This window comes from Acinetobacter sp. neg1, from assembly GCF_000788125.1.
Taxonomy (GTDB): domain Bacteria; phylum Pseudomonadota; class Gammaproteobacteria; order Pseudomonadales; family Moraxellaceae; genus Acinetobacter; species Acinetobacter vivianii.
Genome location: NZ_JSZD01000020.1, coordinates 105,838 through 118,892, shown reverse-complemented (window position 1 = coordinate 118,892; position 13,055 = coordinate 105,838). Strand labels below are relative to the sequence as shown.

Sequence of the window (13,055 nt, the reverse complement as noted above, 5' to 3'; positions counted from 1 at the left end):
AAGCTAGCCCTATATCTCATGCACAAATAAAAAGAGGAAACTTTAGTTTCCTCTTTTTATTTAACTACAATGCAGCCAAATCTTAAATCAAACTCAAAATCAGCAGCAGTCCGAATAAAGCAGCAACGATCACATTGGCCTGCAATAATTTTTTAGGGTGATAAGTCAATAACAGCCCTACCGCCAAAGCAGCAAAGCTGATACAACCCAACCATTCTGACAAACCGATCGAAGCACCTTTTAAATATATTGCAGCGACAGCAGAGAGCAACAAAATACTCCACCCTACAATTTCAAAACGTCTGCTATTTTGAGCCGAGATTGGGGATGTAAAAATATCGCGTTGATGCTTACTCATTCCACACGCCAGACTCGATAGCGCCACCACGGTAACGCACCACAACATCCATGCTGCCATTATGCTTGCTCCTGTGCCGACTGAGCCTTAGGCTGTTTTTTCTGCTTAACTGGTAGGCCTTGATAACGCTTTAATTTGTAATAAGAATAGATAAAGATCAGCCCTAAAATAATGCAAACCAGATCAAAACTGGCGATCATCCATTGTCCATGATAGATACTCATCCATAAGGCTTGCCCACCTGTAACCAAGTTCAGAATTGGGATAAACAGGAACATCGCGGCAGCCAAAGCCAGTTGCTCTAGCCAAGCTGGACGATGTGCCCGAACAGCCGCATGAATCAAGCACAATAACCAGACAATAAAGAACACATTAATTTCTAAGGGTGAGCGCTCTGCCAGTTGTGCAGGTATAACACGATTAGCAAAGAAATAAGCTGCACAGGCAATTGGTAAACCTGTAATCGCTGTAATATTTAGAACTTCAACCACACGATGGCCAAAAGGTTTATAACCTAGCTTTTGTACATCTGGAATGCGTTTCACAACCCATAAAATCAAACCGGAAGCGATCATCATCGTGCCTAAGACACCTGATAAAAATAATAACCAGCGCAAGACAGAATCCACACCACGTGCCATATGCAACCATGTCACCAACGTATAAATAGCTTTTGATGCTGAATTTACGGGCTTGGCTTCATCAATGGGTTGCCCAGTTACCGCATTAAACTTGAGTGAAGGAACACTGTCCCGATCCAGCAATGTGGTTGTACGCGTTGCATTAAATTGCACATCAGCTTCAATAGTATTCGGTTTATTCACTCGAATAGAGGAAATCGGATTATCGCCCCAACTCTGCTGCACGCTTTGACTCAGTGTTGTCAAATTCACCATCGGTGCAGCTGCAATCACAGACCTTTCTTGTCCGGACTCACGGCGGTCACCACCTCGATTGCCGCGTCCTTCTTCAGCTGCTTCTTTGTGTTTTTGCTCTGCCAGTAAACGTGCTTGTTCAGGTGTTTGGGCAACGGGTTCATTTAAAATCTGATAAAAGTTTCGAACATTGCCATAGTGCGTATTCATTGCCCACGGCATAAATAAATGCATCAAGAGCAACAAACCACTAAAGGTAATCATGATATGAAATGGCAAGGCAAACACAGCTGTTGCATTGTGAGCATCCAGCCATGAACGCTGGCCTTTGGCAGGACGGAAAGTAAAGAAATCCTTGAAGATTTTTTTATGGGTAATAATGCCACTGATAATCGCAACAAACATCAACAGTGTCGCAATACCCACAATCCAGCGTCCCCAAATTCGCGGCATACCATAAAGTTCAAAATGAAAGCGATAAAGGAAACCACCGCCACGCGTTTCTCTGGCTTTAATTTCATGACCAGTTTGTGCATCCAGATAAATTTCACCACCACGACGTCGCCCTTCACCTGGCTGACGGACATTCAGCATAATGGCTGGCTGTCTTTCATTGGCAAAACGGATATTCCAGCTCTCGGCACTTTGTCCTTTTTGATGTAAATATTGCAGTGCATAAGTTAATTGTTGTTGCTGTGAAGTGGTATTCACGGATTGATGCAGTTCTGGCTTCATCCAGACTGTAATTTCATTTTGGAAGAAACTCAGTGTTCCCGTGAGAAAAACGGCATAGAGCAACCATCCCAGTAAAAGACTGGTCCAGGTATGTAACCATGACATTGATTGGCGTGGGCCTTCATTTTTACCATCTACACGCATGACCTTACCCTTTTAAAAACCAATACAACACTGTCATCGCCAGACTTGGTATCACTACACCCAACCACACTTTCAAGGTCGAATTGACCATAAACACCCAGATGAATATGGCGCAATGGATCACAAAAGCCAGCATGGTCGCGCTAAATACGGCACTGGCTTTGAGAGGTTCAGATGAAAATAAATAACCACTCAACATCGTTGCAATCGCGGCAAAGTAATATCCCCCAAAAATTGCGAGTACAAAACGTGAAAAAATCATCAATCGATATTGAATCAATGATGATTGTTCAACTTGTTTTTTAGTCGTCCGTTTTGTGGAAACCAAAGGAATCGAGGCTTCAATAGTCATAAGAGATACCAAGAAAACTGCTGATCGTTTGAAATCAACAACACTTCTATATTCAGGAGAGCGGTCTATAAGAAAAATTAAGATTTAAATCATTTGAGAAATCACAGATCCACGCATGGACAATGCCAATGTTGTGTCACCTCTCATCTCATTCTAAATTTCTACCCTTCGTAACTTAAGGTAGGCAATTGCCTGCACATCCTTTTCTCAGGTAAAAATGAGAATAAATTTAGATCAATCTTAATTTAACCTTAAAAAATTCAACGAATAATACACAAAATCAACAAAAAGAACAATAATGATAATAATTATCATTATTTTATAAAAATACTTATTCTAAGCTTTGAACAGTGAGAAAGAATTGTCTAAAACCTATTTTTAAATATATAGTTATTTGTTTTAATTAATAAAATTGAGTGAACCGTATAAAATTTTATTTACCACATGGATCAAGAGGATCTTATTCTGTCAGTTAACAATTGAAGAGCTCATCCATACATCTATTCATGAATAGCCTCCCCTCAATCAAACTTAAATCGCTGCTTAATGATTTCCATTACTTTGCTTAACTTATCTTGCGGTACATTTGGTCTAGCCACTAAAAACACATACATTTCTGACCTGAAATCCTGAATATCCAGTACCGCTAAGGTGTTATTCAGTTCATTGTAATATTCAAAAAATGGCTGTGGAACCAAGCCGATACCTTCATATTTCTCTACAAAATCTAACTGTGATTTGGTGCCAAAAATTTCATGTCTGATATGTAGCTTTTTCCCTTGGCTCATCAGTCGATTATTTAAATCTACTCTGAAACCACATCCTTCTGGATTTAACACCCAGCCCGTACGATTACAGTCATCTAGACTCTTATACTCTCGCACCATTTCTTTACGTCCAATAATCACCAGCGGCACAGTTCCCAACAAAGACCAGTTCTCTTTACTGTCTGACATCTGGCTCGTAGGCAATAAAATGACTGCTGTATCAATTTCATGGTCATTCAATAATAGAATTAAGCTTTTCCCCCATCCATTCACAATTTCAACTTGCTCAAAAGCATCGACAATGTATGGAGATAAACTACTATTTAATGTATGAGGAATGCCCACTCTTAAGTCAAAATCTGTTTTTACTTCCTGTATATTTTCATTTAAAAACTGAAAATTACTGAGCTGTTTCAATTCAGCCAATACATGAAATGCTTTGAAATAAAATTTATGTCCTAATGGTGTCAGCTGTAAAGGTCTTGCTTTTCTATCAAATAGGATAAATCCAATTTTTTCCTCGAGTCTGCTAATATTTTTAGAAATGACCGACTGACTTACGCCAAGATTCTCAGCAACGATTTTAAGGTTTAAATTTTCAGCGGAATAAACAAAAATTTCCAACTCTCTAGCACTGATCATAAAAAAACCACAAATTAAATTTTTTGAATTATATTGAACAACAGTTAAAAAAATAGGGTTTTATTATTAACTCATGATTGGTTGAATTTTTTAATCAAAAATTTAAAGTGATGAAAAAACTAAACTTTAATGTTTAACAAGCTCATCCAGATAAATAGAAACCACCTTATGTTTACATTTACTCAACAAACAGTCTTAAAAACACTACAAAATAAGATAAATCCTCATTATTGATTCCATAAAGGAAACAATTAAGTGAATTTATTTCAAAAATACCCCTGTTTTTTTAATGTTATATTGAGCTTCGTTTTTTAACTAGAAATTAAAAAGGAGAGACCAATAACGCTTGAGAATTCCTTAGATAATATAGTGAAAAAATGATTCACTATTCAAATTTCTAGTTGAAGATTAATTGTTAAACTTTCTCAGATCAGCGCAAATGAAAAGAGATTCTTCAACTAGAAATTAATTTAACAGTTATACGACTAAAATATTAGCTCTCTATTTAACCATTAGAATAATAGTGAATAAAATGATATCCTCCAATAAAACAGAATATCATTTCAATTAAAACTTAAAGGTATAAGTCGACAAAATTCGATTTTCTACAAAATCAGTTCCCGGATTATTTCCTGCACCATATTTAATATCAGCACGAATATGTCGCCATTCAAAACCAAGACCCTTGAATTTTCCTTCAGGTACGGTGTAATTGATAATGACATTTTTCTCGGTTTCTTTATTGTCCTCAAAACCCTCCCGATAAATTTCACTACCATTCAGATAACGTAAGGTCAGTTTTAGCCCAGGTACGCCATGATCCTTAAAGTCATAACTATATAAGATATGCCACGTCAATTCTTTTGCTTTGTAAAAAGCAACAGCAGACCAACTCTGTAAATAGGCTTGAGGAACGTAACCATTTAACAGTGGAATATTATCCTCTCCCATATGCTTTTGCAGACCAGTCACAATGGTATGTGGCCCATTCTGGACACTGGCTTGCAAGCCAATTGATTGAGTATCAATATCACCAAAGTAAGCGTCCCCATCCTCTTTATAATGAAAATAGCGCGCATCAACTTTTAACTTGCTGTTTTTAACCTGCTCTGTATAGGCAGTATTGACATAATGTTGTTGGTAAATATCTTCAAGCTGGCCAAACCAGTACGCCCCAGATAAATTCGGCGTGAAATTATAATCTAGACCTAGAAAATTGAGTCCATCACTTCTTTTCGCTGGATCTGTCGAGTTACCTAATGTGAATTTTCTATACTCATCATCATCGCGTGCATTGACATGAGTAAAACGTCCCGCAGATATTTTTAGATTCTTCACATCTTTATTTTCTAACATTGCCCCCGCATAGGTCGTAACCAGTTGTCGTGAGTCATCAATAAATAAAACAGGGGTTTTAGGAAAAAGCTCCCCCACTTTCAGCTCTGTATTCTGATATTTTAGTTTTAAGGTCGCGCCGAGCTTTAAGTAATCACGTTCTTGGCGTCGCTCATGCTGATCATATTTAAACACTGTATCGAGCCGTTCATCATAGCGGTCATTTAAACGCAGCGCATATTGAAAGCCTAAATCCAAACCGACTTGTATTGGTGTGTCGGTATAACCTGATACGAAACGTCCTGACACACCTTGTGACCAGCTGCCCAAGTCTTGATTGGTACCTTCAAAATCACGCTCGACATAGAAATTACGTAAATAAATACTCTTTTCACTATCTTCCAAGAAATCAGCATAAGCGGCATTGACATTGAGACAGCCAAAAAGAGTATATAAAGCAACGCGCTGTGCTTTATACAGCGTATTCAGTTTTAACATGGGAAATCCTTTCCTGAGTATTTAAAATTCTTGTTACTGCAAGTAAAGTCTTGCTACTTGCCTTGTTATTTAGACCAAACTTCCATTTCCTTTAAATATCCGAAATCCAATAAAATATATTTAAAGAAAAGTCTAAGCTGCATTTATTATTTGAATAATTAATGTAATTTTCCATAGATAATGAAGTATATAGTTATACCTTTTAAGTCATATCGACTCCACGTCATGCATACAAGGTATTTAAATACTGCAACAATGCTTAGTCTTTGAAACAATAGAAATTAAAAGACTATTCCAATAAAGAATAGCCTTTATTCTCTGTTATTTTTTCTCTGTCAGATGCTTGCTTACGGCATTGAAGAATAAACTTTTTTCATTATCTAATTGGGCTGATGGTAGTGCTGTTTCCCATGTGCTCCATTGCATCATGACAATCTTGTCTTTCGGGTTAATTCCTAACATTTGTCCGAAGATTCCAAGGCCCCAGAATGTTGAGTCAGCATGCGGAGTCGTCAAAGGTGAACCTCGCTTGGCTTGTGAATTCCACCACTGAAAACCATACGTTCCCTTTGGATAATTTTTAGTGACTGAACCTTTGGCCTGATTCCATTGAGTCGCTTGTGCTGTCCAATTTTCAGGCAGCATTTTATCTCCATTAGAAACACGACCTTCATTTAAGATAAATTGTCCAAAACGTGCATAATCACGCAAAGTTGCATTAAAACCATGCCCGCCCATATCAATCTTATTACGTTCATAAGATTGCCATACCCCTTCTCGCTCCATGCCGACACGCTTCCAGACATTAGTTTCTAGATATTTAGCAATATTTTCATGGGTTGCAGCTTCTAATACTTTACCGACAAGATATGCGCCACCCGTATTATATGACCAAACCGTTCCCGGCTTATATTTAGCCTTCAGATGTTTCACATTTTTATATACGCATGCTTCAGGATCTTTTACAGCCTCACAATAGGTCATCTTTGCAAAATCTGAATTTGGATCTTTATAGTTTTCATTCCATTCAACGCCGGAGGTATGTTGCATCAATTGTTTCAGTGTCACTTTTTCCCATGCCGTTCCTTTTAAATCAGGTAAATATTGAATGATTGGATCATTTACTGATTTGATTTTTCCTTGTTGAATGGCAACGCCAATCAATGTTGCGACTATAGATTTCGCGACTGAACGTGAAGTCCATAGCGTTGTCTCATCATTGCCATGTGCATAATATTCATAGGCAATCTTGCCATCTTTTAAAATAATTAAACCTGCAACATTTTGATTTTTTAGATAATCATTTAAACGGTAATTTTTACCGTCTACAGAATAATGGATATCGTTATTTGTTATTCCACTCTTTAACTTTGGTAACGCCAGTACATTTTTCTGATCTGGATGAAAAACACTGCCATCATAAATGCGGAAGGTATTTCGGAAACCAATCACCCGCTGTTTTTGTGTCCATGTGAGCATTTCATGCGGGTTAGGTAATTCCTGATCAACTGTCGTAGGACAATCTTTTAGTCCAAGCTGCTGACAACTATATTCCGCACATGTGATACTGCTGGCGATCATACCGCCTAACAGTAAACTAATTTTTGCGATTTTCATCTCTATTTTCCCTTAGTAGATTTTTAGTTAATTGACTCAACCATTCGCCACAACATTGTCGTCCGTGATCTTCCTATAAAACGGTTATCATTGGCTGGTTTGCAGACACATTAAAAAAATGTTTTTAAAATTAGTTACTTGAAATTTAAATATGGATTAAAGAATAGAAAATATTTCATTCTTATTTCTATTCAATTGATCTATTCAAAAACATCGTCATCATTTAATTGTGGCTGGTTAAACTTCACAACTCATTCATTTTTATGATTAATATAAGAGCAACATCATTTTCTAAGTTAAATAGAGCGCTACCAACCCAAAGCTATTGTTCTGTATATCAAATACAAATGACTTGTTTGAAATATTAAAATACGAGTAGTTGACTTAATTTTATTATTTGAATAATTAATGTGATTTTTCTATGCATAGTGAAGTATATAGTTATACCTTTTAAGTCTGGTTTTATTGTGCTCATCATCATATTTCATCAAAAAAGCGGTCCTTATGACCGCTCCTGAATAATTGTTTTTTTGAGATTGCATCAATCACCATCAAGTTGTATCGGAATCCCTTCTTCTTCAAATACCTGTTTAATACATTCCAGAATCTGAGGAAGATACGGACTTTGATCCATATTGCGTACCGCCAATGAAATTGGAGTGTAAGCCTCCAAATCCAGAATAGGAATATAGACCAGATTCTTCATGCCAATGTCACTAGCACTCTCGGGAATAATGCAAATACCCTCACCTGAGGAAACCAGACCTAAAGCCATATGAATTTCACGAACCTCAACCATATCTTTAGGTACCAGTCCCAAATCCGTGAAAATCGACTGAATCAGAGTTGAAAAGTTTGGCTTTTGCGTAGCTGGATAAGAAAAAATAGGTTCATCAATAATCTGGGACAGATAAATGCCCTGATCGATGAAACGGGTTAAATGATGATTTTTATGAATGGCCAATTTGAGTTTTTCTTTGCGCAATAAAATCCGTTTAATCGCAGGATCACTAATTCGTAATCGCCCAAATCCCAAATCGATTTTGCCCAGTTTTAATGCTTCAATCTGGTCTTTAGTACCATGTTCAATCAACTCGACCTGAATCTCGGGATGATTTTGGCGAAATAAATAAATCACCTGTGGCAACAATGCATATAGCAATGAACTGACATAGCCAATACGGACAATCTTATTGACCGTACTAATGCGTTTTGCCATAGAAGCTGCTTGGGCAGTATGCGTCAAAATCTGTACCGCATGCTGATAAAAGAACTGACCTGCTTCTGTCGTTTTCACAGGTCGCGAACCACGTTCAAATAACAAAATACCCAGTTCTTCTTCCAGTTTTTGAATCTGCCGACTTAAAGGTGGCTGCGCAATACATAACTTTTCCGCCGCTTTGGTAATGCTCTGTTCCTCTACCACCGTCACGAAATAACGAAGATGTCTTAATTCCATTTAATATACCTTTTAAGTATCTAAAAATACCAAATTCAGCCTAGTTCTAAATATTACATTAATTTAGGGTATGTAAATAGGCAAAGATTGAAGAAATACCAAAGATGTATAAATCCATAGAAACCTTACTCGTCGAGATTCCAACCATCCGTCCACATAAGATGGCGGTTGCAACCATGCAAACCCAAACCTTAGTACTGATTAAAATCACGACAGCAGATGGTTTTATTGGTTGGGGTGAAGCGACGACCATTGGTGGTTTGGGTTATGGGGAAGAAAGTCCTGAAAGTGTCAAAACCAATATTGAGCAGTACTTTTCGCCATTGTTAAAAACGCTGGATGGTTTTAATGTGGCTCAAACCCTAAAAATTATTCAGCAAAATATCAATGGTAACCGTTTTGCCAAATGCGCCATCCAGACAGCCTTGCTGGATATTCAGGCACAACGTTTAGGTCTGCCACTCAGTGAAGTGCTCGGTGGACGCTTACGCGATAGCGTGCCTGTACTTTGGGTGCTTGCTTCTGGCAATACCGAAAAAGATATTGCTGAAGCACAAAAAATGGTTGAGCTAAAACGCCATAATATTTTCAAATTAAAAATTGGTTCACGTCTGGTGGAGCAAGATGTAGAACATGTTCTGGCCATTAAAAAGGCATTAGGTAAGGATGTTTCAATCCGTGTTGATGTCAATCGTGCCTGGTCTGAACTGAATGCGATTAAAGGGATTCAAATGCTTCAGGATGGCGGTGTTGATCTAATTGAGCAACCGTGTGCGATTCATAATATTGATGCCATGCAACGTCTGACCCGTAAGTTCGATATTGCCATTATGGCCGATGAATCGTTAACAGGGCCGCAAAGTGCTTATTGTCTGGCAAAGACGAATGCAGCCTCCGTTTTTGCAGTAAAAATTGCCCAATCTGGCGGTCTAATCGAAGCCTGCGACGTTGCAAAAGTCGCCAATCTGGCGGGGATCGACCTCTATGGCGGCACCATGCTTGAAGGACCTGTTGGCACCATTGCATCTGCACATGCCTTCTCTACCTTTAGCAATTTAGCCGCTGGCACGGAACTGTTTGGCCCACTGCTACTCACGGAAGAAATTTTAAAAACACCACTTCAATATGGCAATTTTGAACTCAAGATTCCAACCGGTCCTGGCCTCGGCATTGAACTGGATCAAGACAAAATCGACAACCTGCGTCGTCAATAATTCAAGGAGTTGACATGCTTTTCCAAGTACGAATGGATGTAAAGATCCCCCTCGATATGCCAGCTGAAAAAGCCAATGAAATTAAAGCCGTGGAAAAGGCTTATTCACAAGACTTACAGCGTCAAGGTAAATGGCGTCATATCTGGCGCATCACGGGACAATACTCAAACATCAGTATTTTTGATGTGGAAAGTAATGAGGAATTACACAATATTTTGCAGGGTCTGCCTTTATATCCCTACATGAATATTGAAGTGATGGCTTTAAATCGCCATCCTTCTGCCATTCGTGAAGATGACAGCTAAACGCGCATAGCAGGCAAAGTTAAAAACAGAATTTGAACAAGGAATGTGGCGAGCCAAGGAACCAGCAAAAATAGCCAGTTCGCTAGCCACCAAAAATTATCATACTTCAGGAGAATATGTATGAACCGTCAAGAAATCGATGCACTGGTTAAAAAAATGAATGTGGATACCGCGACAGGTGAAGTCAATCCACGTGTACAACAAATTGTAGTTCGTCTGCTCGGTGATCTTTTTCAGGCGATTGAAGATCTGGACATCTCGCAAAGTGAACTATGGAAAGGTCTTGAGTATTTTACCGATGCAGGTCAGGCCAATGAACTTGGTTTACTGGCTGCTGGCTTAGGTTTAGAGCATTATCTTGATTTACGTGCCGATGAAGCAGATGCCAAAGCAGGCATTACGGGTGGCACACCACGTACCATTGAAGGCCCTCTTTATGTCGCAGGTGCACCTGAATCCGTTGGTTTTGCCCGTATGGATGATGGCTCTGAATCAGACAAAGTGGATACCTTATTTATTGAAGGCACAGTGACAGATCCTGAAGGCAATATTATCGAAGGCGCTAAAGTCGAAGTGTGGCATGCCAATAGCTTAGGTAACTATTCATTCTTTGATAAATCGCAGTCAGACTTCAATTTACGCCGCACTATTCTTTCTGATGCCAATGGTCACTATGTCGCACAAACCACCATGCCTGTAGGCTATGGTTGCCCACCAGAAGGTACTACGCAAGCGGTACTGAACCTATTAGGTCGTCATGGTAACCGCCCTTCTCACGTCCATTATTTTGTCTCTGCGCCGGGCTATCGCAAATTAACCACGCAATTCAATATTGAAGGCGATCAATACCTTTGGGATGACTTCGCATTTGCAACACGTGAAGGTCTTATCGCAACTGCTGTGGATGTAACAGACGAAGCAGAAATTGCTCGTCGTGGTCTCAACAAACCATTCAAGCACATTACTTTTAATGTCGAATTGGTTAAAGAACATGCAGGTGCGCCGAGTTCAGAAGTTGAACGTCGTCGCGTTGGTGCCTAATCCCCTAAAAATGACTGTGAGCTATTCATTAGCTCACGGTTTTTAAATTTCTATGCATCGCGTGTAATGAAAGTTTTGATGAAAACAGGCATGTATAGAAATTTAAAAACATGTATCAAAGGTTGGCCTTATGATTGATAAAAGTAAGCTCTCATTGACCGAGGCACTGTCACAGATCAAGGATGGAGCAACCATTATGATTGGTGGCTTCGGCACCGCAGGACAACCCGCTGAACTGATTGATGGACTGATCGAACTCGGGATCAAGGATCTGGTCATCGTCAATAACAATGCTGGTAACGGTGATTATGGTTTGGCCAAACTGCTTAAAACAGGCGCAGTACGTAAAATCATTTGTTCTTTCCCACGTCAGTCTGATTCATGGGTATTCGATGAACTGTATCGTGCAGGCAAGATAGAGCTGGAACTGGTGCCGCAAGGCAATCTGGCTTGTCGTATTCAGGCTGCTGGCATGGGCTTAGGTGCGGTATTTACCCCAACAGGTTTCGGTACGCTTTTGGCTGAAGGCAAGGAAACCCGTCATATCGATGGTAAAGACTACGTGCTTGAATACCCAATCAAAGCAGACTTCGCACTGATCAAGGCACACAAAGGCGATCGCTGGGGCAATCTGGTTTATAACAAATCAGCCCGTAACTTTGGCCCGATCATGGCGATGGCAGCGGATGTCACCATTGCGCAGGTTTCTGAACTGGCTGAACTCGGTCAGCTTGATCCTGAACACATTATTACCCCTGGGATTTTTGTACAGCATGTGGTTGCAGTTGATGCGACGACTGGCGCAGGAGCATAAACATGAGCTATCAAAAACTAAGCCGTGACCAGATTGCTGAACGTGTCGCACAAGATATTCCAGATGGTGCTTATGTCAATCTCGGTATCGGCCTTCCAACCAAGATTTCAAACTATCTTCCAGCAGACAAAGATGTATTCCTGCATTCGGAAAATGGCTTACTCGCATTCGGGCCGCCACCTGCCAAAGGTAAAGAAGATCCTGAACTGATCAATGCGGGTAAGGAATACGTCACCATGCTGACGGGCGGCAGTTTTTTCCATCATGGGGATTCCTTTGCCATGATGCGTGGCGGACATTTAGATATTGCAGTGCTTGGTGCTTTCCAAGTGGCAGCCAATGGTGATCTAGCCAACTGGCATACCGGAGCAGCGGATGCCATTCCTGCGGTGGGTGGTGCGATGGATCTGGCGGTAGGAGCCAAGAAAGTATTTATCACCACCGATCACAATACCAAGCAAGGTGAACCGAAGATTGTTGAAGCACTTTCATATCCAGCAACAGGGTTGAAATGTGTCGATCGAATTTATACCGATCTGTGTGTGATTGATGTGACTCAAGATGGTTTAAAAGTGATTGAGAAAGTGGATGGTCTGAGCTTTGAGGAGTTACAGGCGTTGACGGGTGCTCAGTTGATTGATGCGACGATTTAGCACAGTAAGATTTTATCATCAGGTACTACCGTGACAGGCGACATGGATGTCGCCCGTTGGACAGGGAGGCAAGGAAGCCTCCTCTGTTCAACAAAGGTTTTTGGTTACTTTTTTAAAAAAGTGACGAAAACGAGCTGTTGGTATGGGATTAAACACCTTAAGACTCCGTCGTGCCTAGCTCTTATTAATTAATGACCAATGCTACTACCGTCACTGCCCGTAAATGAAAGTGATTTTCGAAAATCA

12 protein-coding genes are annotated in these 13,055 nt (G+C 39.8%); 5 read left to right on the top strand and 7 right to left on the bottom strand.

The window, feature by feature from the left end:
• Window positions 1-82: 82 nt before the first annotated feature.
• The 7 genes from PJ15_RS14870 to catM form a co-directional block, all read right to left on the bottom strand.
• The gene (locus PJ15_RS14870) at window positions 83-418 is read right to left on the bottom strand and encodes a DUF3325 domain-containing protein (protein WP_047432099.1); all 336 of its coding nucleotides are present in this window, start codon (window positions 416-418) and stop codon (window positions 83-85) included.
• Entirely contained in the window at window positions 418-2,112 is a 1,695-nt protein-coding gene (locus PJ15_RS14865) for a PepSY-associated TM helix domain-containing protein (protein WP_047432096.1), read from the bottom strand. The genes PJ15_RS14870 and PJ15_RS14865 overlap by 1 nt, the downstream gene beginning before the upstream one ends.
• Window positions 2,113-2,116: 4 nt before the next feature.
• Entirely contained in the window at window positions 2,117-2,464 is a 348-nt protein-coding gene (locus PJ15_RS14860) for a DUF3649 domain-containing protein (protein ID WP_005256541.1), read from the bottom strand.
• Between the two features lie 521 nt (window positions 2,465-2,985).
• Window positions 2,986-3,873, bottom strand: coding sequence for a LysR family transcriptional regulator (locus PJ15_RS14855; RefSeq protein WP_047432094.1), 888 nt, complete (start codon window positions 3,871-3,873; stop codon window positions 2,986-2,988).
• Between the two features lie 567 nt (window positions 3,874-4,440).
• On the bottom strand, window positions 4,441-5,706 hold the full coding sequence (locus PJ15_RS14850) for an OprD family outer membrane porin (protein WP_047432091.1): 1,266 nt from the start codon (window positions 5,704-5,706) through the stop codon (window positions 4,441-4,443).
• A 321-nt stretch (window positions 5,707-6,027) separates the two neighbouring features.
• Window positions 6,028-7,323 carry a serine hydrolase domain-containing protein gene (locus tag PJ15_RS14845; RefSeq protein ID WP_047432088.1) on the bottom strand — a complete coding sequence of 432 codons (1,296 nt, stop codon included), beginning with the start codon at window positions 7,321-7,323 and terminating at the stop codon, window positions 6,028-6,030.
• Window positions 7,324-7,864: 541 nt separating this feature from the next.
• Window positions 7,865-8,782, bottom strand: a complete 918-nt coding sequence (gene catM / locus PJ15_RS14840) for a cis,cis-muconate-binding transcription regulator CatM (RefSeq protein ID WP_047432085.1) — start codon at window positions 8,780-8,782, stop codon at window positions 7,865-7,867.
• A 104-nt stretch (window positions 8,783-8,886) separates the two neighbouring features.
• Between catM and PJ15_RS14835 the strand changes: the two genes are divergently transcribed.
• The 5 genes from PJ15_RS14835 to PJ15_RS14815 all read left to right on the top strand — a co-directional run bounded on the left by PJ15_RS14835 (window position 8,887) and on the right by PJ15_RS14815 (window position 12,809).
• Entirely contained in the window at window positions 8,887-9,996 is a 1,110-nt protein-coding gene (locus PJ15_RS14835; protein ID WP_047432083.1) for a muconate/chloromuconate family cycloisomerase, read from the top strand.
• Window positions 9,997-10,010: 14 nt separating this feature from the next.
• On the top strand, window positions 10,011-10,301 hold the full coding sequence (catC, locus tag PJ15_RS14830; protein ID WP_047432080.1) for a muconolactone Delta-isomerase: 291 nt from the start codon (window positions 10,011-10,013) through the stop codon (window positions 10,299-10,301).
• A 120-nt stretch (window positions 10,302-10,421) separates the two neighbouring features.
• The gene (gene catA / locus PJ15_RS14825; RefSeq protein WP_004771120.1) at window positions 10,422-11,342 is read left to right on the top strand and encodes a catechol 1,2-dioxygenase; all 921 of its coding nucleotides are present in this window, start codon (window positions 10,422-10,424) and stop codon (window positions 11,340-11,342) included.
• Window positions 11,343-11,472: 130 nt separating this feature from the next.
• A complete protein-coding gene (locus PJ15_RS14820) occupies window positions 11,473-12,156 on the top strand; it encodes a 3-oxoacid CoA-transferase subunit A (RefSeq protein ID WP_047432077.1) in 684 nt (227 codons plus the stop codon).
• Window positions 12,157-12,158: 2 nt separating this feature from the next.
• A complete protein-coding gene (locus tag PJ15_RS14815) occupies window positions 12,159-12,809 on the top strand; it encodes a 3-oxoacid CoA-transferase subunit B (protein WP_047432073.1) in 651 nt (216 codons plus the stop codon).
• Window positions 12,810-13,055 lie beyond the last annotated feature (246 nt).